The following is a 23,797-nucleotide window of genomic DNA, read 5'->3' as shown; positions in this document are numbered from 1 at the left end:
GCTTGCGGCAGCAGCCGGGCCGGCGCCCTTCGAGGCTCGCTCCGCTCGCACCTCAGGGTGACGGGGAGAGAGTGGAAGGTGCGGCAAGGTCGTCAGTGCCGGCCGCACGCTGCTTCACACCCTGCCCGAGCAACTGATCGAGCCGGTCGCGCAGCTGATCCTGGTGGTAGGGCTTGGCCAGCCGCGGCAGGTCGACCTGGGTGCCGTCGGGCAGTTCGGCATAGCCGGTGGCGAGCAGCACCAGAAGCTGCGGCCGCACCTTGCGCGCAGCGGCGGCGAGTTCGATGCCGGTCATGCCGGGCATCACGTGATCGGTCATCATCAGGTCGATCTCCTGGTCGCTCCTGAGGATTTCGAGCGCCTGCGGTCCGGAATTGACGCCGATCACGCGGTGACCGAGGTCCTCCAGCATTTCCATGGTGGACATCGCGATCAACGGATCATCGTCAACCAGCAGGATCACCGCCGAGCGCTTGACCGTTTGCGCTGCAGGCGCCGGGCTCTCGACTTCAGGCACCGCCGTTGCAACCGGCAGCACCAGTGCAGCCGTGGTGCCCTTGCCGACCGCGCTCGACAGCTCCAGCTCGCCGCCGAGCTGCACGGCGAGCCCATGCACCATCGACAGGCCGAGCCCGGTGCCCTTGCCCACCGGCTTCGACGAGAAGAACGGCTCGATCGCGCGCTTCAGCACGTCCGGCGACATGCCGGTGCCGCTGTCGATCACCGAGAGCTTCAAATAGTCGCCAGGCTGCAGCGCCGGATCATTCTTCGCCTGCCAGGCCGCGAGGCGGATCTCGATCACGCCGCCATCCGGCATCGCGTCGCGCGCATTGATCGCAAGGTTTAGCACCGCGAGCTCAAGCTGGTTGCTGTCGACGCAGGCAAGCGGCAGCCCCTCGGGAATGTCGAGCCGCAGCATGATGCGCGGTCCGAGCGAGCGCTCGAGCAGATTGCTCATATCGCGCACCAGCGCGCCGAGATCGACCGGCACCGCGCGCAGATCCTGCTGCCGCGCGAATGCCAGCAGCCGCTGCGTCAACGACGCGCCGCGCTCGGCGCCCTGCAATGCGCCGTCGACCAGCCGACGCAGGCGTGGGTCCTCCGGCAAGCGCTTGCGCAGCAGATCGAGATTGCCCATCACCGCCATCAGCAGATTGTTGAAGTCGTGCGCGACGCCGCCGGTGAGCTGGCCGATCGCCTCCATCTTCTGGGCATGGCGGAGCTGTTCCTGCGCCCGCTCGCGCGCGGCGACCTCCTTCATCAAGTCGGCGGTGCGCTGCTCGACCCGCTGCTCCAGCGTCGCGGTGAGTTCGGCGAGTGCAGTGCGCTCGGCGGCAAGCTGCGCCAGCAATGCCTCGCGCTCGATCTCCGCGGTCTTGCGCGCGCTGATGTCGGAGCAGACGCCGACCAGCGAGCGGATGCCGCCGTCGGGCCGCCGCACCGCACGGGCGCGCACGTCAACCCAATGCTCGGTGCCGTCGGGCCAGACGTTGCGGTATTCGATCTGATAATCCGAGCCGGTGCGCAACGTTTGTTCGACGATCTCGCTCCGGCGCGCGCGGTCGTCGGGATGCACCGCGTCCAGGAGATCCTGATAGGTGAAGGGATCGCCCGGCCTGCGCCCGAAATAGGTCTTGCAGGTCGGCGACGCCTCGAGCTCGAAATCCGGCAGATGAAGCTCGAGCGCGCCGAGATGACCGGCATTGAGCGCGGTCTGCAGCAGACCTTCGCTCTCGGTCAGATCCTCGAGGATCTGACGGGTCTGGTATTGGCGGCGGCGGCCGCGCACCGTCGCGGCGACCAGGCTTACCAGCGTGGTCGGATGAAACGGCCGCTCGATGAAGGTGACATTGCCGAGCGCCCGGCCGAGCCGCGCTGCTTCCGGATTGCGCTCGGGTCCCCCCTTCTCGCTGATCAGCACGATAGGAAAGTCCGACCATGACGGCTGCTCGTTCAGCCAGTGCGTCAGGCCGGCGAGATCGGCGGCCCTGATCACCTCGTCGGCAATGATGGCAAGGCCCGCCCCGCTTGCGATCTGGCGTTCGAGCTCGGCGAGATCACCGCAGATGTTGGCGTAATAGCCGGCTTCCTTGATCAGGTGGGCAGTCTTGACGGCGTCCCGCTCGCTCGCGGCGAGGATGACCGCGCGTTCCGAGGACGGACCAGGCTTCATCGCGTCTGTCCCTGCGGCGGCCGGGCGTCGACACCGTCCGGCACATCACACAACCGCCGGACGGCCATGGCCACGATGCCGGCGGCGGGATCAATACGCATCATGGGACCCCCTAACGGGAGCGAAACTCGCACCTGCCGCCAACCGTTCCCGGGAAGCGGAGTTATTTTTGCCGCAGGGGCAGTCGCTTGGGACTGCCCCTCGGCCGTGGCCGCAGGATCAACGAGCGCGTCCTAGCGCCGCTCGATGACCAGGCTCTGGACCGCCTGGCCGAAATAGCCGCGCTGATCGGCGAGCCGCGACATTGCAAGCCCGGCGCCGTCGGGCCCGATCCAGGACTGGCCGTCGAGCAGGATCCAGTCGCCGACCGGCTCGCGCGCCAGGCTCACCGAGAGATCGGCGTTGATGAAGGTCCATTGGCTGAAATCGAGCGCCGGCGAGGTGCCGTTGGAGAAGTCCGAGGCAACCACTGCCCGCATCGCCTGCGAGACGACGGCGCCCGCGATCAGCGGGCGGTCAACACGGAACCAGATCGCGCCAGGTCCCATCACGCCGAAGCGGCCGCGCGCGGCCCGCATCGAGATGCATTTCACGAACGGACTGTTCGCAAGGTTGCCCGGCTCGATCATACTTTCGTCGGGGCCCGGCAGATCGACCGCAAGCGCGGCGACGTCAGGCGGCAGCTCGGCCGCCTGTTGCTTGATCTTCAGCACGCTGGCCGAAACCACGAGAACGCCGTCGGCAAGCAGCCTGACGCCACAGAGCTGGATCTTGCGGCCGTCGCGCAGGATCTCGCTCGAGACCGTCAGCGGCGCTACCGGCACCGGGCGCATCAGGTCGATGGTGACGCGCGCGATCCGCATCGGCACCGGCGTCGGAAGGGCTTCGGCCGCCCACACCACCAGCGCTGCCGGTGCGGAGCCGTGCTGCATCCGCGGATCCCACGGACCCGCGGCGTCAGGACTGGTGACGACGCGGTCGCCATCAACGCGAAAGATTGGCTCCATCAGGCGAGCGCCGGATCGACCGCGTCTTCATACTCTTTCCTGAACCGGGCGATCAGCTCGGCTGCGGGCACCACCTTGGAGATGCTGCCGACGCCCTGGCCCGAGCCCCAGATCTCCTTCCAGGCCTTCGGCTTGGCGCGCTCGCCGGACGCATCGGTGCCGAAGCTCATCTTCGAGGGATCGGAGGTCGGCAGGTTTTCCGGATCCATGCCGGCCGCGACGATCGACGGCTTCAAATAATTGCCGTGCACGCCGGTGAACAGGTTGGAGTAGACGATGTCCTCGGCGGAGGAATTGGTGATCATGTCCTTGTAGCCCTCGACCGCATTTGCCTCTTTGGTCGCGATGAAGGCCGAACCGATATAGGCGAAGTCGGCACCGATGATGCGCGCCGCGCGAATGGCGCGGCCGTTGGCAATGGTGCCTGACAGCGCGATCGGCCCGTCGAACCACTGCCGCGTCTCCGACACGAACGGGAACGGCGACAGCGTACCGGCATGACCACCGGCGCCGGCCGCGACCAGGATCAGGCCGTCGGCGCCCTTCTCGATCGCCTTGTGCGCGAACTTCTGGTTGATCACGTCGTGGAACACGATGCCGCCCCAGCCGTGGACGGCCTGGTTGAGCTCCTCGCGCGCGCCGAGCGAGGAGATGATCATCGGCACCTTGTGCTTCTCGCAAAGCGCCATGTCGTGATCGAGCCGGTTGTTCGACTTGTGCACGATCTGGTTCACCGCGAACGGCGCCGACGGCCGCTCCGGATGCGCCTTGTCATAGGCGGCGAGCTCTTCCTTGATCCGGTACAGCCATTCGTCGAGCAGCTCCGGCGGCCGCGCGTTCAACGCCGGAAACGAGCCGACCACGCCGGCCTTGCACTGCGCGATAACGAGGTCGGGCACGGAGATGATGAACAGCGGCGCCCCGATCACGGGAAGAGACAGGCGGCCCTTGAACAGAGCAGGCATGGACATTTGAAGCGGATCCTCAAGTGTTGGTCGTTGATTGGTCTCGAATGCTGATCGTCATACCAACAAGGCAATCTTTCCAGTGTCAAGTATTGCGTTTTGGCGCTGCAAAAAGGATGACAAATCCTCATCCTGAAACCGTGTTTTCGCGGGCGCCTGGCATCCCAGACGCAAAGCCTGGCCGTCGCTATTGGCAGACCGCCCGTGTCACGAAATTTTCCGTCTGCAGTCGTTCGGGCCGCGCTTGTGGCCCGGCAGATAGACCAGCGGCGAGCATTTCTCGGAGGCGTCGGTATCGATGCCCTTGCCTTCCCGAAACCCCTTGCTCTGGCACAGCCGGTCGGCGCCGATCTTGCAGTCCGGCGCACCGTTCGAGGCCACCACGCAGGCCGCGCGTCCGGTCACCACCGTCGAGGGGCGCGCGATGTTCGACAAATCGTTGATGGTCTCGCCGGGGCCCTTCAGCGGCGGCAGCGCCGACTTCGACTTCTCGAACAGCTTTCCGATTTCATTGATCAGCCCGGGATTCTCGCGCTCGACCGGCGCGGGCGGCAGCTCGATCTGTTGCTGCTGCGAAGGCGCGACCGGCTGCTGCGCCGGCGACTGCACGCCAAGCGCCGGCGGTACTGTCTGGGCCCAGCTGTGGTCGAGGGTCGTCAGCGACAGCGCAAGACCCGACAGCACAAGACCCGACAGCGCAATGCGCGCCCTTGCACGCGTGGGCCTGACGAGCGTGAGCCCGGCAGGATCGAGCAGGTCCGCGATTCCATCAGCCATCGCGCTGAGCGTAACCCGAAGCCGCGCGCAGGCAAAGCCGCAAGCGGTCGGTCGCTAGTGTCCCGAATCCGAAGTTCGCATCATTTGCCGCACCTTCGGAGCGAACTTCGGATTCGATAAGGACACTAGCAAACTTATGATTCTAGTGTGCTTTATGAATGCGAAGTTCGTGAAAGTGGCTGCCGCGAAATCGCACGAACTTCGCATTCAGCACACTAGATCAGCTTGAATGCGACAACAAAGCCCAGCACCAGCACGATCGCGCCGATCGCGACCCACAGGCCGAGCCGCTTCTCGAGCTCGGCGCGGATGAAATCGCCATAGCGGTTGAGCAGCACCGCGACGAAGAAGAAGCGGCCGCCACGCGCGACGATCGAACACAGGATGAACAGCCAGATGTTGTAGCCGGCAAAGCCTGATGTGATCGTCACGAGCTTGTAGGGGATCGGTGTCAGTCCCTTCAGCAGGATGATCACGGCGCCCCATTCGGCGTAGGAGGCGCGGAACGCGTCGACCTTGTCGGAGAGGCCGTAGAGATGGATCAGCCACTGCCCGAGCGAGTCGTAGAGCAGTGCGCCGATCGCATAACCGAGCACGCCGCCGGCAACTGACGCTGCCGTGCAGACCGCGGCGAACCACCACGCCCGCTTCGGCCGCGCCAGCGACATCGGCAGCAGCATGATGTCGGGAGGGATCGGGAAGAAGGAGCTCTCAGCGAAGGCGACGGCCGCGAGAATCCACAGCGCATAGGGCTTGTCGGCCGCGTCAACGCACCAGTCGTAAATCCGTTTCAACATGGGCGCGATGAACCATCATGGAGCGGATTTGTCCATGCCGGGATTGAGCTGAATCTGGTTGATTTACGGCTACCGTTTGCGCAGCCGGTTCTCCAGCGCGACAATTCGGCGCCGAACCACCGGGACCGGCGCGGGTTTGGGCAGTTTGACCGGCGACTTCGGCAGCTTCTCGGCGATCCCGAGCAGCCGCTCGCGCCGCTCCATCTCGCGCCAGACATCCTCCGGCTTCACGCCGGCCGACGCCCAGAGAACGGCGAGGTTGTAGAACAGGTCGGCGCTTTCGCGAATGACGGCATCCGACTTGCCGCTGACGGCGTCGATCACCACTTCGATCGCTTCCTCGGCGAGCTTCTTGGCCATCTTGGCCGGCCCGCGCTGGAACAGCCGTGCCGTGCGCGACGTAGCCGGATCAAGATCCTTGGCCGCGATCACCGCCTGGTAAAGCCGCTCGATCGAATCACTCATGCTTCGAGCCTAATCGAAACGCGTCGCCAGCGTGTTAACGGCGACGACGAAAAAATCCACCGGCCCGCGGCCGGTGGATTCAATCCTTTGTGACAGTTCTGAGAACCGCCGACGGCTGTCAGTACGGCTGATACGGCAGTTGCGACCGCCGCCCGTAATAGCCGCGGTAACCATAGTACGGTCCGCCGCCGTAATAGACCGGGCCGCCACCATAGTAGACAGGACCACCGTAGTAGCCCGGACCGCCGTAGTAGCCGTAGGAGTCGTAATAGTCGCGGCGGCTCTGGGCAGCGGCGATCGCGAGGCCCGTGCCGACGATCCCGGCGAACGCAGCCGCGGCCGCTGCGCCACCGCCGCCATAGTAGCGACGGCGGGCACTGATGTCGGTCGCGCCGCTCGTGCCTTGTGACGTCGTCACAGCGGTCGCCTTGCCTGTCTGAGCAGAGCCTGCGAACGCCATCGTCGGCTCGACGGCCGTCAACGCCACCGCGGCAACCGTTGCCAATGTGGCTGCGCGGCCAATGGACGAAAAAACACCTTTTCGCGCAAACATTGCAGTCATCCTTTGTGGAAGCCGGCCCGACGGGCCTTGGTTAGCTAACCCACTGCCTCCAGATTAGGTTCCCCAAACCGAATGCAAGCTGAACGACCTGAGGTGAAAACATGGCAAGCCGAAGCCTGGCAGTCATTGGCCGTTCACCTTGCCTGGGGCAAAATGCCTGCAAATAACGCTTGAAACTGACGCTTGCTCTGGCGCATTCGATGTCATGAAGCAGGCGCGCCGGCGCGGCACTTTGTCTCGCCTCCCGGATGTCATGATGCAGGTAAGTCGGACCACCGTTCTCCGCTGGATACTGGCCGGCATGATCGGCCTCGCGGGGGGCGTGTGGCCGGCGTTGACGCCGTTGCGCGCCAGCGATCCGCCGCCGCCGCTCACCATCCAGTTCACGCTCGACCGTCCGCTTGATGCCGCCGCAGCGCCCTTCGTGATGGCGTTATCCGGCGGCCTGTTCGGCGCCGAGGGCCTTGCGGTCGGCACCAACGTCGCGACCAGCTCGGCGGATGCCATCGCGCGCGTCGCCGACGGCTCGAGCGATTTCGCCCTCGTCGACATCAACTCGCTGATCCGCTTTCGCGACAAGCCCGGTGCTGCGCCCGTCAAGGCGGTGTTCGTGCTGTTCAACCAGGCGCCGTATGCGATCATCGCGCGCAAGAGCCGCGGCATCAGGACGCTGAGCGACATGCAGGGCAAGAGCCTCGGCGTCGCCGAGGGCGATCTCTCGATCCGGCTATGGCCCGCGGTCGCGAAGCAGAACGGCATCAAGCTGTCGAGCGTGAAGCAGAGCACGATCAGCGCCGCGGTGCGCGAGCCGATGCTCTCCGCCGGCCAGGTCGATGCCGTTACCGGCTTCTCCTATCTCTCGGCGATCAATTTGCGCGATCGCGGCGTGCCCGCCGACGATCTCGCGGTGCTGCGCTTCGCCGACTATGGCTGCGAGGCCTACGGCTTTGCCGTGATCGTCAGCCCGCGCCTTGCCGCCGCGAAGCCGGATGCGGTGAAAGGATTCGTGCGCGCGGCGATCGGCGGCACCAACCTCGCGATCAAGGATCCGGCCCGCGCCGCCGGCGAGGTCGCGAGCCGGATGGATGGCGGCTCGCGCGATCTGGAGCTGGAGCGGCTGAACGCCATCATCCGCGACAACATCCTGACCAGCGAGGTGAAGCGCGACGGCATCGGCGGCATCGAGGCGGAGCGCTTCGAGCGCGCAATCGACCAGCTCGCGGAGGACTTCAAATTCCAGAAGCGGCCGCACGCCGCCGACATCTTCGACGAGGCTTTCCTGCCGCCGATCGACAGCCGCCTGGTGAATTGAGAGCATGCGAAGCGGCACCAAATGTTCAGCGTCGTCCTGGCGAAAGCCAGGACCCATTACCCCAGCTGTTTGTTGTTGCGCGACGCGGGGGCCACTATCCCGCTCCCAATCAAATTCGGTGGCTATGGGTCCTGGCTTTCGCCAGGACGACGGCGTAGGGAGCCGCTCGCCACAATCACCCTCACCCTGAGCATGACGCGCTGTCACCGCTGGCCCTGCATCGCGAACCCTGATTAAATTGCATTCCCGCCTGATCGGGCGCCCACCGCTGACGAGTGCCGCCGGCATGTCCATGCTTCGCCTCTATACCCGCGTCCTCGAACTGCTCGGCAAGGAGGCGCGACTCGGCTGGATCCTGGCCATCGCCAACGTGCTGCTCGCCGGCGCGCAATTCGCCGAGCCGGTGCTGTTCGGCAAGATCGTCGACGTGCTGTCGGGCCGGCCGGTCACCGGGCTGTTCGCGACCTCCTCGGCATGGCCGCTGCTCGTCGCCTGGGCGGCGTTCGGCCTGTTCACGATCGGCTGCAGCGCGATCGTGGCGCTGCAGGCCGACCGGCTGGCGCACCGCCAGCGCCAGGCGGTGCTGACCGATTATTTCGAGCACATCCTGCAGCTGCCGCTGACCTTCCATTCCGGCACCCATTCCGGGCGGCTGATGAAGGTGATGCTGAACGGCACCGACGCGCTGTGGCGGCTCTGGCTCGGCTTCTTTCGCGAGCATTTCGCCGCGATCATGTCGCTGATCGTGCTGCTGCCGCTTTCGCTCTACATCAACTGGCGGCTGGCGGTCCTGCTGTTCGGGCTCTGCGTCGTGTTCACCGTGCTGACCACGCTGGTGGTGCGCAAGACCTACGGCATGCAGAGCGAGGTCGAGGCCTATTACAGCGACCTCTCGGCGCGCGCCTCGGACGCGCTCGGCAATGTCGCGCTGGTGCAGAGCTTCGTGCGGATCGATTCCGAGGTGCAGGGCCTGCGCTACGTCGCCGACAAGCTGCTCGCGGTGCAGATGCCGGTGCTGTCATGGTGGGCACTGGTCACCGTGATCACGCGCGCCTCGACCACGATCACGGTGCTTGCGATCTTCACCGTCGGCATCGCGCTGCATAACCAGAACCTCACCACGGTCGGCGAGATCGTGATGTTCGTCTCGTTCGCCACCATGCTGATCCAGAAGCTCGAGCAGGTGGTCAGCTTCATCAACAACGTGTTCATGGAAGCGCCGCGCCTGCAGGAGTTCTTCGACGTGCTCGACGCGGTGCCGGCGGTGCGCGACCGGCCCGGCGCGGTCGATCCCGGACGGCTGTCCGGCCTCGTCGAGTTCGACGACGTCTCGTTCTCCTATGACGGCAAGCGGCCGGCGATCGAGGATCTCAGCTTCACCGCCCTGCCGGGCCAGACCATCGCGCTGGTCGGCTCGACCGGCGCCGGCAAATCCACCGCGATCGCGCTGCTGCATCGCGCGTTCGATCCGCAATCGGGCATCATCAGGATCGACGGTATGGACATACGCGCGCTGAAGCTGACGGCGCTGCGGCGAAACATCGGCGTGGTGTTCCAGGAGGCGCTGCTGTTCAACCGCTCGCTCGCCGACAATCTGCGCGTCGGCAAGCCCGACGCGACCGATGAGGAGCTGCGCACCGCCGCGGCGCGCGCGCAGGCGCTGGATTTCATCGAGCGCAGCGAAAAGAAGTTCGATACCCATGCCGGCGAGCGCGGCCGCATGCTGTCCGGCGGCGAACGCCAGCGGCTGTCGATCGCGCGTGCGCTGCTGAAGGATCCGCCGATCCTGATCCTCGACGAGGCCACCAGCGCCCTCGACGCCGTCACCGAGGCCAAGGTGAATGCCGCTCTCGACGAAGTGATGAAGGGCCGTACCACCTTCGTGATCGCGCACCGCCTGTCCACCATCCGCCACGCCACCCGCATCCTGCTGTTCGACCAGGGACGGGTGATCGAAAGCGGAACTTTCGATGAACTGGTGGCGAAAGGCGGGCGTTTTGCCGAACTGGCGCGGGCCCAGTTCATGGTCCAGGAACAGGCGCGCGCCGGCATCGAGACACCATAATTCCCGCCTTTCCAATTGAGGCGGCTGCCGAAATTCAGCCGATTTCGTCCACGATATAATTCCCCGGCCTCTGTTCTCTGCTGGCAAGCCGGTATAGGGTTTGCATCGCCGCAATGCGGCGCCGGACACGCTTGAAACCCGTACGTCACAATCGCAAGACCTCCTTTTTTCAAGGCGGGTCTCAAAGGACCGGAACCGGATTCGTGCACCTTCCTCGCCCGTCATTGAAATGGATTCTGGCCGTCGCGATGCTCGCCGTCGCCGCGCCGCAAATGGCGCAAGCCGAGGCACTGCTGGTTGTCGAGGCCGATTCCGGAAAGGTGCTGCAGGCCGACAATGCGACGATGCCGTGGTACCCGGCTTCGCTCAGCAAGATGATGACGGCCTATGTGACGCTGAAGGCGGTCAAGGACGGCCGCGTCTCGCTCGACACGCTGCTCACGGTGTCGCCGACCGCGTCGTCGCAGTCGCCCTCGAAGATGGGCTTCCGGCCCGGCACCCAGGTCACCGTCGACAACGCGCTGAAGATGATGCTGGTGAAGTCGGCCAACGACATGGCCGTGGTGCTGGCCGAGGGCATCGGCGGTTCGATCGACGGCTTTGCCGGGATGATGAACCAGACCGCGCAAAGGCTCGGCATGACGCAAACGAGCTACGTCAATCCGAACGGCCTGCCCGCCGACGGCCAGATCACCTCGGCGCGCGACATGGCGATCCTCGCCCGCGCCATCATCCGCGACCTGCCGGAATACGAGTATTTCGTCCACATCCCGTCGATCCGCTTCGGCCGCCGCATCACCCAGAACTTCAACAAGCTGATCGGCCGCTATCCCGGCGCCGACGGCTTCAAGACCGGCTTCATCTGCGCCTCCGGCTACAATCTCGTGGCGTCGGCGACGCGTGACGGCAAGCGGCTGATCGCCGTGGTGCTCGGCGCCTCCTCGGGCCGCATGCGCGCGATCCGCGCCGCGCAGCTCCTGGACCGCGGCTTTGCCAACAATGGGATGGCGTGGCTGCGGCCCTCGCTCGGCACCGTCGACAATCTGGTGCCGATCGATTCCACGCCGCCGAACCTGCGCGAGGAGATGTGCGGTCCCAAGCACAAGCGGCCCGCCAGCGACGAGGACGCCGAAGACACCGTCGCCAGCGCCGGAAGCTCCAGCACCAATGGCGACGGCGGCGTCAGCTTCTTCGCCTCGGGCCTGCAGGCTGCGATGCCGACCAAGCCGGCTGACATGCTGGCGCAGCCCGCCGCGGCCTCCGAGCCGGTCGTGGTTTATACGGGGCCGACCAAGACCGGTGCTGCGTTGATCGCCGCGGTCGAGGCCGACACCGAGAAGATGCAGCCGGTCAAGCGCGCCAAGGGCAAGCACAGCCGCGTCGCGGGCAAGAAGCCCGATGCGGCCGATGACGCGAAGGCCGACACCAAGGGCGCCTCCAAGTCGGACAACAAGCCGGCGGCCAAGCCCGCGCGTCACGCCAACGCCAAGCCGGATGCCGCAGCTGCGAAGACGGCCGCGGCCGACAAGCCCGCCGCCGCAAAGCCTGCCGGCAAGCCGGCGGCGGCAAAGCCGGCTGCCAAGCCCAAGACTGCGGCCGACAAACCCAAGGCTGCCGACAAGCCGAAAGCCGACGCCAAGCCGGCCGGCTAGCGCAGCGCCCGCCCGTCATTTCCGACCGTCATTTTCTCCAATGCGTCGATAACGCGCAGCGGCTTGCCATTGGCCGCGGCATCGCTCAATACTGCCTGAAATAACGCGGCCAAAGGTCGGAAAACCCGGAAGCAATCCGGGACATCAGCCAAATTTGAGAGAGGGGATTGACCATCATGGAGCGCATCTGGCTCAAGCATTATCCGGCCGGCGTGCCCGCGGATATCGACGTCACGCAATATTCGTCGCTGGTCGAATTGCTGGAAGAGAGCTTCAAGAAATTCGCCGATCGCAAGGCGTTCATCTGCATGGACAAGGCGATCACCTATCGCGAGCTCGACGGGATGTCGACGGCGCTCGGTGCCTACCTGCAGAGCAAGGGCCTGCAGAAGGGCGCACGGGTCGCGCTGATGATGCCGAACGTGCTGCAATATCCGATCGCGACCGCCGCCGTGCTGCGCGCCGGCTTTGCCGTGGTCAACGTCAACCCGCTCTACACCCCGCGCGAGCTCGAGCACCAGCTCAAGGATTCCGGCGCCGAGGCGATCATCGTGCTGGAGAACTTTGCCACCACCGTGCAGAAGGTGCTTCCCAACACCGCGGTCAAGCACGTGATCGTCGGCAGCATGGGCGACCTGCTCGGCCTCAAGGGCGTGATCGTCAATCTGGTGGTGCGCCGGGTGAAGAAGATGGTGCCGGCCTGGTCGATTCCCGGCGCCGTCGGCTTCAACGAGGCGCTGTCAGCCGGCCGCGCCGCCAAGCTCAACAAACCGACGCTGACGCTCGATGACGTCGCCTTCCTGCAATATACCGGCGGCACCACCGGCGTCTCCAAGGGCGCGACCCTGCTCCACCGCAACATCCTGGCCAACGTGCTGCAGAACGACGCCTGGCTGCAGCCGGCGCTGGCGAAGCCGCCGATCGTCGAACAGATGGTCATCGTCTGCGCGCTGCCGCTCTATCACGTCTTCGCGCTCACCGCCTGCTATCTGCTGGGCATGCGGGCCGGCGGCACCAATCTGCTGATTCCGAATCCGCGCGACATGGCGGGCTTCGTCAAGGAGCTGTCGAAGTACCAGGTCAGCTTCTTCCCGGCGGTCAACACCCTCTACAATGGCCTGCTGAACACGCCCGGATTCGACAAGCTCGACTTCTCCAAGCTGAAGATCGCCAACGGCGGCGGCATGGCGACGCAAAGGCCGGTCGCCGAGAAATGGTTGAAGGTCACGGGCATCTCGTTGTCGGAAGGCTATGGCCTGTCGGAGACGTCGCCGACCCTGACGTGCAATCCTGCAACGATCGAGGAGTTCTCCGGGACGATCGGCCTTCCCGTCCCCTCGACCTGGCTCTCGATCCGCGACGATGACGGCAATGAATTGCCGATCGGCGAGGCCGGCGAAATCTGCGCCAAGGGCCCGCAGGTGATGGCGGGCTACTGGAACAGGCCGGACGAAACCGCGCGCGTGATGACCGCGGACGGCTATTTCCGCACCGGCGACATCGGCGTGATGGACGAGAAGGGCTACACCAAGATCGTCGATCGCAAGAAGGACATGATCCTGGTCTCCGGCTTCAACGTCTATCCGAACGAGATCGAGGAAGTGATCGCAAGCCACCCGGGCGTGCTCGAATGCGCCGTGATCGGCGTGCCCGATGCGAAGTCCGGCGAAGCGGTGAAGGCCTTCGTGGTCAAGAAGGACCCGAACATCACCGCCGAGGACATCATCAAGTTCAGCGCCACCCAGCTCACCGCCTACAAGGTACCAAAGCAGATCGAGTTCAGGACCGACCTGCCGAAGACCAATGTCGGCAAGATCCTGCGCCGCGAGCTGCGCGACGAGAAGAAGGCCGCGGCCTAAGGCGTGAGTGGACTGACGTTCGATGTCTGACGCAAGCCTCGCGACGCCGGCTGACGTGCTTGGCTTCTGGCGGAATGCCGGCCGCGACCGCTGGTACAAGCACGACGACGCCTTCGATGCCGAAATCCGCAGCCGCTTCCTCGCCACCTGGCAGAAGGCGGCTGCCGGCGAATTGTCGTCATGGGAGGCGAGCGATGAGGGCGCGCTGGCGCTGACCATCGTGCTCGACCAGTTTCCGCGAAACCTGTTTCGAGGCGACGCCAGGACCTTTTCAAGCGATGCGCTGGCGCGTGAAGTGGCAAGGCGCGCCATCGACCGCGGCGTCGATGCGCGGACCGACCCCGTGCTGCGCGAATTCCTCTATCTGCCGTTCGAGCATTCGGAGGACCTCGACGACCAGCAGCGCTGCGTGACGCTGTTCGGGCAATATGACTGCCATCCCGACAACCTGAAATACGCCGAGGACCACGCCGACATCATCCGCCGGTTCGGCCGCTTCCCGCACCGGAATCGCGTGCTGGGCCGGCAGACCACGGCCGAGGAGCAGGCCTTTCTCGACGCCGGCGGGTTTTCCGGCTGATGACGGAACGGTGACCGGAGCCTTTTCCGTTCCGATTGCATCGGAACGGGGCTCTAGATTCTTGTTTTGACGCGTTTTCTTCACGCGAACCGGTATCCACTTCGCTCGAAAACGCTTTGGCCTCCGGCATTGCCGTTCTTCGGCGAGCCCGTATTGTGCCGTGCTGTAGCCGGGTTTAAGACAGTTCCGCTTCACCGAGGGAGAACAACGATGACGATCAATGTTGGCGACAAGCTGCCGGAAGCCAAGTTTCGCGTGATGACCGCCGAGGGTCCGCAGGTCAAAACCACCGACGATATTTTCAAGGGCAAGAAGGTCGCCCTGTTCGCGGTGCCCGGCGCCTACACCGGCACCTGCCACAAGATGCATCTGCCGAGCATCTTCCTCAACGCCTATGCCATGAAGAACAAGGGCGTCGACACCATCGCGATCGTCTCGGTCAACGACGCCTTCGTGATGAACGCCTGGAAGCGCGACACCGACCAGCGCGACGAAGCCGTCTTCCTCGCCGACGGCAACGCCGACTTCGCCAAGGCGATCGGCATGGAGCTCGACGCCTCCGGCAACGGCCTCGGCATCCGCTCCAAGCGCTACTCGATGCTGGTCGAGGACGGCGTGGTGAAGAAGCTCAACCTCGAGCCCGCCCCGGGCAAGGTCGAGGTCTCCGGCGGCGACACGCTGCTCGGTCAGCTCTGAGCCGACGCTTCTTCCCTTCTCCCCTTGTGGGAGAAGGTGGCGCGGATGCAATCCGCGCCGGATGAGGGGTCTCTATCCGCGGAGACAGACCCCTCACCCGTCCGCGATGCTGCGCATCGCGTCCACCCTCTCCCACAAGGGGAGAGGGAAAGATCGCCGAAATTTAGGGAATCGTAGGATGGGTAGAGCGCAGCGAAACCCATCGCCTTCGTGCCGTGCATTGAGATAATGGGTTTCGCTTCGCTCTACCCATCCTGCGCACCCGGCTCGCTGCGGCCCTAATTCTTCAACTTCGCCATCGCCACGCCCTCGCGCGCCAGCTCGTCGGCGCGTTCGTTCTCGGTGTGGCCGGCGTGGCCCTTGATCCAGTGCCAGCGCACCTCATGGGGCTTCAGCGCGGCATCGAGGCGCTGCCACAGCTCGACATTCTTGACCGGCTTCTTGTCGGCGGTGCGCCAGCCGTTGCGCTTCCAGCCATGGATCCAGCCGGTGATGCCCTGGCGGACATACTGGCTATCGGTGGTGAGATCGACCACACAGGGCTTCTTCAGGGCTTCCAGCGCCGAGATCGCCGCCATCAGCTCCATGCGATTGTTGGTGGTGTGCGCCTCGCCGCCCTTCAATTCCTTCTCGACGTCGCCAAATCTGAGGATCGCGCCCCAGCCGCCCGGCCCCGGATTTCCGGAGCAGGCACCATCGGTGAAAACAGTCACATGCGGCTTTTCGCTCACGCCGCGCACCCGGCCGGCGTGACGCCGTAGTCGTTGATAGCAGCGACGCTCTGCTGGAAGCGCAGCTTGCGGACATATTCCAGCGGGTCCTTCGGCTGCACCAGCGCGCCTTCGGGCACGTTGAGGAAATCGACCAGCCGCGTCAGCAGGAAGCGCATCGCGGCACCGCGCGCGAGCAGCGGCAGCGCGGCCTCTTCCGCCGCCGACAGTGGGCGCTCGCGGCCGTAGGCGTTGAGCAATGCGCGCGCCTTGGTGACGTTGAAGGAATGATCCGGCTCGAAGCACCAGGCGTTGAGGCAGATCGCGACGTCGTAGGCCAGGATGTCGTTGCAGGCGAACGGGAAGTCGATCAGGCCCGAGAGCCTGTCGCCCAGAAAAAACACATTGTCGGGAAACAGGTCGGCATGGATGACGCCGACCGGCAGATCGGTTGGCCAGGCGGCTTCGAGATGATCGAGCTCGCGCGCGATGAAATCGTGCAAGCCCGGCTGCACGCTGTCGGCCCGCGCGGCGGCGAGATCGAACAGCGGCCGCCAGCCGGCGACCGACAGCGGATTGTTGCGGACCAGCGGAAAATCGCGGCCGGCAACGTGCATTTTGGCCAGCGCCTCGCCGACGCCGGAGCAATGCGCCACGTTCGGCCGCCGCGGCCACACGCCCTCGAGGAAGTTGATGATCGCGGCGGGCCGGCCGGCGAGCCGGCTAGTAACCTCGCCCTTGCGGTTGCGCGCCGGCTGCGGGCACGACACGCCGCGCTCGGCGAGATGGCCCATCAGCGACAGGAAATACGGCAGGTCGTCCTCCGCCACGCGCTTCTCATAGAGCGTGAGGATGTAGGCGCCCTGGCTGGTGTGCAGCAGGAAGTTCGAATTCTCGACGCCCTCGGCGATGCCCTTGTAGGAGAGCAGTTCGCCGATGTCGTAGCTTTTGAGGAATTCCGCGAGGTCTTCGGCGGCAACGTCGGTGTAGACCGCCATATGGTCTATTCCGCCGCGGCAGCGTCAGGCCGCAGCGAACGCGGCAGCGGGAAGAACTCGTTCTCCTCCGCGGCCGAGACCGTCTCCACGTGCAGTTCGTAGCGCTCGGCGAAGGCGCCCATGATCTCCTCGACGATCACCTCCGGCGCCGATGCGCCCGCGGTGATGCCGAGGCTCGTGATGCCTTCAAAGCGCTGCCAGTCGATGTCGCTGGCGCGCTGGGCGAGCACGGCGATCGGGCAGCCCTCGCGCTCGGCGACCTCGCGCAGGCGCTGCGAGTTCGACGAGTTCGGCGCGCCGACCACGATCAGGGCGTCGACCACCGGCGCCACCTTCTTCACCGCGAGCTGACGGTTGGTGGTCGCGTAGCAGATGTCTTCCTTGTGCGGACCGTTGACGTTCGGGAAGCGCTGCTTGAGCAACGTCACGATCTCCGCGGTGTCGTCGATCGACAGCGTGGTCTGGGTCACGAAGGCGAGGTTGTTGGGGTCCTTCGGAACGAAGGTCTTGGCGTCCTCGGCGGTCTCGATCAGGGTCACGGCGCCAGCCGGCAGCTGCCCCAGCGTGCCGACCACCTCGGGGTGGTGGGAATGCCCGATCAGCAGGATCTCGCGGCCGCGCTTGAAATGGATCGCCGCCTCGCGGTGGACCTTGGTCACCAGCGGGCAGGTCGCGTCCAGCGAGAAGAAATTGCGGGATTTGGCCTCGGCGGGAACCGATTTCGGAACGCCGTGGGCCGAAAACACCACCGGCGCGTTGGTATCGTCTGGGATTTCGGCCAATTCCTCGACGAAAATGGCGCCTTTGGTCTTCAGGCTGTCGACCACATACTTGTTATGGACGATTTCGTGCCGGACATAGACCGGCGCACCATAAATGGTGAGGGCACGTTCGACCGTGTCGATGGCACGGACCACCCCGGCACAAAAGCCGCGGGGGGAACAAAGCACGATTCTAAGGTCGGGTTTTTTGGCTGACATCGGGCTGTCTCGGGGCAATCTCGGGACCGAATCACCCCTCGCCGGCGGGCGGGGAACGGCCAATTTGAGTAAGGACTTGGGACTGCTTTCGGGCGCTGTCAAGGCGATTTTGCTGGCCCATTGCGCCATTCCCCCCGGAGGGCTTATATAGGCCCTATAATTCCCGTCATCGCCGATGACTACCAGCTTCGCCTCGACAGAGGTGGGCGAAGCACAAAGGAGATTTGCCATGAGCAACGCACCGCTGATGCCGAAGGCGACTGCCGTGTGGTTGGTCGACAATACCGCCCTGACCTTCGATCAGGTGGCCGATTTTACCAAAATGCACCCCCTCGAGGTCCGCGCCATCGCCGACGGCGACGCCGCCCAGGGCATCAAGGGCATGGACCCGATTTCCAACGGCCAGCTGACCCGCGAGGAGATCGAGCGCGGCGAGCGCGACCAGAACTACCGCCTCAGGCTCCAGGAGAGCAAGGTGGTGCTGCCCTCCGCCGCCAAGAAGAAGGGCCCGCGCTACACCCCGGTGTCGCGCCGCCATGAGCGTCCGAGCGCGATCCTCTGGCTGGTGCGCAACCATCCCGAGCTGAAGGACGCCCAGATCATGCGTCTGGTCGGCACCACCAAGACCACGATCGCCAGCGTGCGCGACCGCACCCACTGGAACGCCTCGACCCTGACCCCGATGGACCCGGTGACGCTCGGCCTGTGCTCGCAGATCGAGCTCGATTTCGAGGTGCAGCGCGCCGCCAAGGAGAAGCCGACCACCACGGTCTACGGCGGCGCCACGCTGCTGCCGGCCTCCGAGACCACGCGCAAGGACGAGCTGGACGACCAGCCGATCGAGCGCCACGACGATCTCAACGTCGATGCCGTGTTCGCCAAGCTGAAGACGATCGGCGGCAAGAAGCCCGCCGACGAGGAAGAGTAAGCGCGGATCGCGCAACTCGAGGAGCAGAACACGAAACGCGGCAGGGCAACCTGCCGCGTTTTTGCTTGGAAGCGCATGCGATGGCGTGACGACGGCCGTCGGCGCGGCTCAATGCCGGTCGGGATTGTTCATCATGTATTCGCCGAGATCGCGCTGCCGCCGATCGGTGCGGGCTTCGGCGTTCTGGCGCTGCACGTCGCGATTCTTGCGGCAGGCGACATAATCAGGCGAGCCGACCGCCACCTTGCCGCCGGCCTGGCAATACTGATCGTCGTCCCCCATGCTCTCCGCGATCGGCGATCGGCCGCGTTCGAGGCAGCCCGCAAGCAGCGGCAGGGCGAGCAGCAAGGCGAGAGGCGCGCGTGCGGAAATGGATCGCATCCGTGGGTCCGTATCTCGTGGCATATGACAGGGAGGCCGGGATGACCCGGCAATCCATCAAAATCAAGGCCGTTTTGCTTCCGAATGCGGAAGTCTTGTTCCACAGGTGCCGACCTCAGGCGCGGGAGATGCCAGCACTCCCTCGCCCCGCTCTTGCGGGGTCGAGACGAGCGCTGCTCGCTCTTAGAGGGTTGGGGTGAGGGGCCGCCTCCGCAGAATGAATGCAGCGAACGTGCGGAGCCTCCCCCTCACCCGCATCGCATTGCCATGCGATCCGGCCTCTCCCCGCAAGCGGGGCGAGGCAACAAGAGCTACGCCTTCCCCTTCAGCGCCTCGCCGATTTCGTCGAGCACCTTCGGGTCCTCGATCGTCGCCGGCATGGTCCAGGGCTCGCCGTCGGCGATCTTCTTGATGGTGCCGCGCAGGATCTTGCCGGAACGGGTCTTCGGCAGCCGCGCCACCGTGATCGCGAGCTTGAACGCGGCGACCGGCCCGAGCTTGTCGCGCACCAGCGCCACGACGTCCTTCTCGACCTCGGCGGGCTGCTTGGTCACGCCGGCCTTCAGCACCAGGAAGCCGCAGGGCACCTCGCCCTTGATCGCGTCCTTGACGCCGAGCACGGCGCATTCGGCGACATCGGGATGCGAGGCAAGAATCTCCTCCATGCCGCCGGTGGAGAGCCGGTGGCCGGCGACATTGATGATGTCGTCGGTGCGGCCCATCACCCAGACATAGCCGTCCTCATCCTTGTAGCCGGCATCCGAGGTCTTGTAGTAGCCGGGGAATTCCGAGAGATAGGCGTCCCTGAAGCGATCGTCCTGCTGCCATAGCGTCGGCAGGCAGCCCGGCGGCATCGGCAGCTTGATGACGATCGAGCCCATCGTGCCGGCCCCGACCGGCTTCGCCGCCTCGTCGACGATGTCGACCTGATAGCCCGGCATCGGCACCGTGGGCGAGCCGTGCTTGACCGGCAGCTGGCCGAGCCCGACCGGATTGCCGGCGATGCACCAGCCGGTCTCGGTCTGCCACCAATGGTCGATGACCGGCACCTTGAGCTGCTGCTCGGCCCACTCCACCGTCGGCGGATCGGCGCGCTCGCCGGCGAGGAACAGGGTGCGGAAGCTCGAGAGATCGTAATTCCGGATGAACTTGCCTTCGGGGTCTTCCTTCTTGATCGCGCGGAACGCGGTCGGCGCAGTGAAGAAGGCGACCGCCTTGTGCTCGCTTATCACGCGCCAGAACGCGCCGGCATCCGGCGTGCCGACCGGCTTGCCCTCATACATGATGGTGGTCGCGCCGTGGATCAGCGGGCCATAGACGATGTAGGAATGGCCGACCACCCAGCCGATGTCCGAGCCGCACCACCAGATCTCGCCGGGCTTCACGCCATAGAGATTGTGCATCGACCATTTCAGCGCGACGAGATGCCCGCCATTGTCGCGCACCACGCCTTTCGGGATTCCGGTCGTGCCCGACGTGTAGAGGATGTAGAGCGGATCGGTGGCGGCTACCGGCACGCAGGGCGCGGCCTTGCCGGCGTCCAACGCGGCGCGGCGCAGCGTCGCCCAATCATGATCGCGGCCCGCGGCGAGCTCGCAAGCCTGCTGCGGCCGCTGCAGGATGATGCAGGTCTCGGGCTTGCTGCCGGCAAGGCGGATCGCCTCGTCGAGCAGCGGCTTGTATTGCACGATGCGCCCGGGCTCGATGCCGCAGCTCGCCGAGAAGATCAGCTTCGGCTTGGCGTCATCGATGCGGGTCGCGAGCTCCTTGGCCGCGAAGCCGCCGAACACCACGCTGTGCACCGCGCCGATCCGCGCGCAGGCGAGCATCGCGACGACGGCCTCCGGCACCATCGGCATATAGAGGATGACGCGATCGCCCTTCGCCACGCCGAAATCCTGCATCACCGCAGCCAGCGTCTGCACCTCCTCCAACAATTCGGAATAGGTGAACTTGGTGATCGTGTTGGTGAGCGGCGAATCGTGGATCAGCGCGACCTGGCTGGCGCGGCCGCCGGCGACATGGCGATCCAGCGCGTTGTAGCAGGTGTTGACCACGGCGCCGGCGAACCAGCGCCCGTAGGCGCCCATTGAGGGATCGAAGATCTTCTTGGCCGGCTCGATCCAGTCGATCTCGCGCGCCGCGTCCGCCCAAAAGCCCTCGGGGTCCCGGAGCGAGCGGGCATACACCTCATGATACCGGCTCTGCTGGATATTCATCGCGTTTCTCCCTCGCGCGGTCGCGCGTCATTTGCCGACCATTGTCACGGGAAGTGGCGCCGTTTCAAGCCGAAATGGCCGCGACCTTCGGCCGGGTCGGAGCAAAGCGTTTTCGAGCGAAGTGGGTCCCGGTTCGCGTGAAGAAAACGCGTCAAAACAAGAATCTAGAGCTCATTCCGCTTCAATCGGAACGGAGCACTAGTAGCCGTCGACCCCATTGATCCGCTGCAGCCGCTCGCGCATCGCCTTTTCCAGGTCGTAGCCCGGCTTGCCGAAGTCGGCATTGCGGCGGGCGATGAACTGATCCTGCACGCGCTGCAGCTCGCGCGCCTGGTGCGGATTCTGCGCCTCGCGCACCGTGCGGAACGTCGATGCGACGATCTCGCGATCGAGATCGGCAAGCGTGGGATTGGCACAGATCGCCTTCTCCACCGGCCGGCGCGCCTTGCGGCAATCGAAGCTCGGCTTGCCGGCGACCGCCATCATGGCGCCGATCCGCTCCAGCTCCAGCGACAGCGATTTGTAGTTGGCCCTGGCGGCGGCGTGATTGGGGTCGAGCTTGACGGCAGCACCAAAATCCAGGATCGCCTTCGGCCGGTCGCCCTTGCGGCGCCACAGCTCGCCGCGCGCATTATGCGCATCGGCAAGCGATGGATCGAGCTTGAGCGCGGTGTCATAGTCTGCGATCGCGCGATCGATCATCTGCTTGCGGTCATAGGCGCCCGCCCGCGCCATCAGCGCCTTGACGCGATCGGGCCTCGTCGCCTTCTCATTGTCGATCAGCGCGCCGCAGACATCGATGATCTTGTCGTCGTCGGCGGCCGCTGCCGCCGCGATGCAGGGGCCGGCATTGGCCTGCACATCCTCGCCCGGCTCGCTGCCGGTGGCGCGCGCAACGCCCGACATCAGCGCGCCCGACAGGCCGACACAGACCAGCATCGCGGCCAGATTTGCAGGTTTGTATCGCATCCCGATCGCCGACAAATCGTCCCTCTTCCGCGCCCGAACCGCCGGCCTCCGATGCCCGGCGGCGCGCCATTTGCCGCAAAACCACACGCTGGATTATACGTCAATTGCGACGATCGGCTGCATCGGGGGTTCGGCTTGCTCACATTCGAATGGATCATCGGGCTGTTGCTCGCGGCGGTGGCGCTATCGGCGCTGGCGCGGCGGATCAAGGTGCCCTACCCGACCTTCCTGGCGCTCGGCGGCGTGCTGCTGACGCTGCTGCCGTGGGCCCCGACCTGGGCGCTGGAACCGAAACTGGCGCTGGCGCTGTTCGTCGCGCCGGTGCTGCTCGACGCCGCGTTCGACACTTCGCTGCGCGATCTCCGCAACAACTGGCTGCCGGTCTCGACGCTGGTGGTGGTCGCGGTCGGCGTCACCACAGCGGCGGTCGCGGTGGTCGCGCATTGGCTGCGCCCGGACATGCCGTGGGCGGTTGCGATCGCACTCGGCGCCATCGTGGCACCGCCGGACGCGGCCGCGGCCACCGCGATCCTGCGCCAGGTCAACCTGCCCTACCGGATCCAGAAGATCCTCGAAGGCGAAAGCCTGCTCAACGATGCCAGCGCGCTGCTGATCTATCGTGTCGCGGTCGGCCTCGTCGCCGCCGAGCACATGAAGATCCGCGAGTTCGTGCCGTCCATCACGATTGCGCTGGTCGGCAGCCTCGCCGCCGGCTTCCTGTTCGCGCAAGTCTGGATGATGATCACGCGTCGCATCACCGAGGCGCCGAGCGCGATCATCACGCAGTTCGGCGGCACCTTCATGGTGTGGATCATCGCCGAGCATCTCGGGCTGTCCGGCATCCTCACCATCATCGCCTATGCGATCACCATCTCGCGCACCGCACCGGCCCGCACATCGGCGCGGCTGCGCGTGTCGTCCTACGCGGTGTGGGAAACCGTCGTGTTCGTGCTCAACGTGCTCGCCTTCATGCTGATCGGCCTGCAGCTGCGCCCGATCTGGTCCGGGCTCGACGACGAGGTGCGGTGGAAATATTGCAGCTTTGCCGCCGCGATCCTCGCCGTCGTGATCCTCGCCCGCATCCTCTGGGTGATGCCCTACGGCGCGCTGCTGCGCACACTGAAGGCGCGCAACCTGCTGCCCGCCCATGTGGTGGACGCCGTGCCGACCTTGAAGCGCGGCTTCATCGTATCCTGGTGCGGGATGCGCGGCATCGTCACGCTGGCGGCGGCGTTTGCACTGCCTGAATGGTTTCCGTATCGCGATCTGATCCTGCTGACGGCGTTTGCCGTGGTGCTCGGTTCGCTCGTGATCCAGGGACTGACGCTGCGGCCGTTGATCCTGGCGTTGAATTTCGCTGACGACGATCCGGTCGGACGCGAGGCGGCCCATGCCCGCGGCGTGGTGTTTCGCGCCGCGCTCGACGAGATCGACGCCGACCCGTCGGAAGAGGCCGAGATCCTCCGGCTCGAATATCGCGCCGTGCTGCTGCGCGCCGAGAATGATCCCGACGGCGGCCTGACCTCACGCGAGCTGCCGTCGGATCCGCTGCGCCGCCGCGCCATCGCCGCGGCGCGTCAGGCATTGCTCAATCTGCGCCGCACCGAAGCGATCGGCGACGACGCATTCCATCTGGTCGAGGAAGAGCTCGACCGCGCCGAGCTCAGCGTGGAGGCCTAAAGCGCCATGAGGTTAGGATGAA

The 23,797-nt window shown here is 65.5% G+C and carries 21 protein-coding genes; 8 read left to right on the top strand and 13 right to left on the bottom strand.

What is annotated here, in order from left to right:
• Window positions 1–52: 52 nt before the first annotated feature.
• The 7 genes from J6525_RS14500 to J6525_RS14470 all read right to left on the bottom strand — a co-directional run bounded on the left by J6525_RS14500 (window position 53) and on the right by J6525_RS14470 (window position 6,737).
• Entirely contained in the window at window positions 53–2,173 is a 2,121-nt protein-coding gene (locus J6525_RS14500) for an ATP-binding protein (RefSeq protein ID WP_225645191.1), read from the bottom strand.
• Between the two features lie 233 nt (window positions 2,174–2,406).
• A complete protein-coding gene (locus J6525_RS14495) occupies window positions 2,407–3,180 on the bottom strand; it encodes a thioesterase family protein (RefSeq protein ID WP_225645189.1) in 774 nt (257 codons plus the stop codon).
• Entirely contained in the window at window positions 3,180–4,151 is a 972-nt protein-coding gene (locus J6525_RS14490; RefSeq protein ID WP_092087934.1) for an NAD(P)H-dependent flavin oxidoreductase, read from the bottom strand. Before J6525_RS14490 ends, J6525_RS14495 begins: the two co-directional genes overlap by 1 nt.
• 201 nt (window positions 4,152–4,352) lie before the next feature.
• Window positions 4,353–4,922 (bottom strand): hypothetical protein, encoded by a 570-nt coding sequence (locus J6525_RS14485; RefSeq protein ID WP_446471728.1) that lies wholly within the window; start codon window positions 4,920–4,922, stop codon window positions 4,353–4,355.
• 215 nt (window positions 4,923–5,137) lie between these two features.
• Entirely contained in the window at window positions 5,138–5,719 is a 582-nt protein-coding gene (locus tag J6525_RS14480) for a YqaA family protein (protein ID WP_092087930.1), read from the bottom strand.
• A 69-nt stretch (window positions 5,720–5,788) separates the two neighbouring features.
• Window positions 5,789–6,184: a phosphoribosyl-ATP diphosphatase gene (hisE, locus tag J6525_RS14475; protein ID WP_028342591.1), complete on the bottom strand. Its 396-nt coding sequence runs from the start codon at window positions 6,182–6,184 to the stop codon at window positions 5,789–5,791.
• Window positions 6,185–6,302: 118 nt separating this feature from the next.
• Window positions 6,303–6,737, bottom strand: coding sequence for a hypothetical protein (locus tag J6525_RS14470; RefSeq protein WP_038386174.1), 435 nt, complete (start codon window positions 6,735–6,737; stop codon window positions 6,303–6,305).
• A 265-nt stretch (window positions 6,738–7,002) separates the two neighbouring features.
• Here J6525_RS14470 and J6525_RS14465 point away from each other — a divergent pair, with 265 nt between their 5' ends.
• The 6 genes from J6525_RS14465 to J6525_RS14440 all read left to right on the top strand — a co-directional run bounded on the left by J6525_RS14465 (window position 7,003) and on the right by J6525_RS14440 (window position 14,910).
• Complete coding sequence (locus tag J6525_RS14465) at window positions 7,003–8,058, top strand: ABC transporter substrate-binding protein (protein WP_225645186.1); 1,056 nt, start codon at window positions 7,003–7,005, stop codon at window positions 8,056–8,058.
• A gap of 286 nt (window positions 8,059–8,344) precedes the next feature.
• The gene (locus J6525_RS14460; RefSeq protein ID WP_092087924.1) at window positions 8,345–10,123 is read left to right on the top strand and encodes a glucan ABC transporter ATP-binding protein/ permease; all 1,779 of its coding nucleotides are present in this window, start codon (window positions 8,345–8,347) and stop codon (window positions 10,121–10,123) included.
• 203 nt (window positions 10,124–10,326) lie between these two features.
• Window positions 10,327–11,775 carry a D-alanyl-D-alanine carboxypeptidase family protein gene (locus tag J6525_RS14455; protein ID WP_376708514.1) on the top strand — a complete coding sequence of 483 codons (1,449 nt, stop codon included), beginning with the start codon at window positions 10,327–10,329 and terminating at the stop codon, window positions 11,773–11,775.
• A gap of 176 nt (window positions 11,776–11,951) precedes the next feature.
• The gene (locus J6525_RS14450; RefSeq protein WP_092087920.1) at window positions 11,952–13,634 is read left to right on the top strand and encodes a long-chain fatty acid--CoA ligase; all 1,683 of its coding nucleotides are present in this window, start codon (window positions 11,952–11,954) and stop codon (window positions 13,632–13,634) included.
• A gap of 22 nt (window positions 13,635–13,656) precedes the next feature.
• The gene (locus J6525_RS14445) at window positions 13,657–14,214 is read left to right on the top strand and encodes a DUF924 family protein (RefSeq protein ID WP_225645183.1); all 558 of its coding nucleotides are present in this window, start codon (window positions 13,657–13,659) and stop codon (window positions 14,212–14,214) included.
• Between the two features lie 210 nt (window positions 14,215–14,424).
• Window positions 14,425–14,910 carry a peroxiredoxin gene (locus J6525_RS14440; RefSeq protein ID WP_018269652.1) on the top strand — a complete coding sequence of 162 codons (486 nt, stop codon included), beginning with the start codon at window positions 14,425–14,427 and terminating at the stop codon, window positions 14,908–14,910.
• 278 nt (window positions 14,911–15,188) lie between these two features.
• On the opposite strand, the gene rnhA is transcribed toward J6525_RS14440, so the two are convergent.
• The 3 genes from rnhA to ispH are packed head-to-tail and all read right to left on the bottom strand — an operon-like array spanning window position 15,189 to window position 17,598.
• Complete coding sequence (gene rnhA / locus J6525_RS14435) at window positions 15,189–15,641, bottom strand: ribonuclease HI (protein WP_225162956.1); 453 nt, start codon at window positions 15,639–15,641, stop codon at window positions 15,189–15,191.
• Window positions 15,638–16,618 carry a homoserine kinase gene (locus J6525_RS14430; RefSeq protein WP_225645181.1) on the bottom strand — a complete coding sequence of 327 codons (981 nt, stop codon included), beginning with the start codon at window positions 16,616–16,618 and terminating at the stop codon, window positions 15,638–15,640. The genes rnhA and J6525_RS14430 overlap by 4 nt, the downstream gene beginning before the upstream one ends.
• Before the next feature lie 5 nt (window positions 16,619–16,623).
• Complete coding sequence (ispH, locus tag J6525_RS14425) at window positions 16,624–17,598, bottom strand: 4-hydroxy-3-methylbut-2-enyl diphosphate reductase (protein ID WP_225162958.1); 975 nt, start codon at window positions 17,596–17,598, stop codon at window positions 16,624–16,626.
• Between the two features lie 229 nt (window positions 17,599–17,827).
• Here ispH and J6525_RS14420 point away from each other — a divergent pair, with 229 nt between their 5' ends.
• Window positions 17,828–18,526 (top strand): DUF1013 domain-containing protein, encoded by a 699-nt coding sequence (locus J6525_RS14420; RefSeq protein WP_076825203.1) that lies wholly within the window; start codon window positions 17,828–17,830, stop codon window positions 18,524–18,526.
• A gap of 108 nt (window positions 18,527–18,634) precedes the next feature.
• Here the strand turns inward: J6525_RS14420 and J6525_RS14415 are convergent, their stop codons facing one another.
• From J6525_RS14415 to J6525_RS14405, 3 genes are all read right to left on the bottom strand, one after another.
• The gene (locus tag J6525_RS14415) at window positions 18,635–18,907 is read right to left on the bottom strand and encodes a hypothetical protein (RefSeq protein ID WP_075969207.1); all 273 of its coding nucleotides are present in this window, start codon (window positions 18,905–18,907) and stop codon (window positions 18,635–18,637) included.
• A gap of 311 nt (window positions 18,908–19,218) precedes the next feature.
• Window positions 19,219–21,126 carry a propionyl-CoA synthetase gene (locus J6525_RS14410; protein ID WP_225645180.1) on the bottom strand — a complete coding sequence of 636 codons (1,908 nt, stop codon included), beginning with the start codon at window positions 21,124–21,126 and terminating at the stop codon, window positions 19,219–19,221.
• A 198-nt stretch (window positions 21,127–21,324) separates the two neighbouring features.
• Window positions 21,325–22,095 carry a tetratricopeptide repeat protein gene (locus tag J6525_RS14405; protein WP_092087908.1) on the bottom strand — a complete coding sequence of 257 codons (771 nt, stop codon included), beginning with the start codon at window positions 22,093–22,095 and terminating at the stop codon, window positions 21,325–21,327.
• Window positions 22,096–22,230: 135 nt separating this feature from the next.
• On the opposite strand from J6525_RS14405, the gene J6525_RS14400 reads away from it, so the two are divergent.
• On the top strand, window positions 22,231–23,775 hold the full coding sequence (locus J6525_RS14400; protein ID WP_028342605.1) for a cation:proton antiporter: 1,545 nt from the start codon (window positions 22,231–22,233) through the stop codon (window positions 23,773–23,775).
• Window positions 23,776–23,797 lie beyond the last annotated feature (22 nt).

The sequence above is a fragment of the Bradyrhizobium australafricanum genome (assembly GCF_020329495.1).
GTDB classification, from domain to species: domain Bacteria; phylum Pseudomonadota; class Alphaproteobacteria; order Rhizobiales; family Xanthobacteraceae; genus Bradyrhizobium; species Bradyrhizobium australafricanum.
Note: the sequence above shows the minus strand (reverse complement) of the source record. Positions and strands in the feature narration are given on the sequence as shown.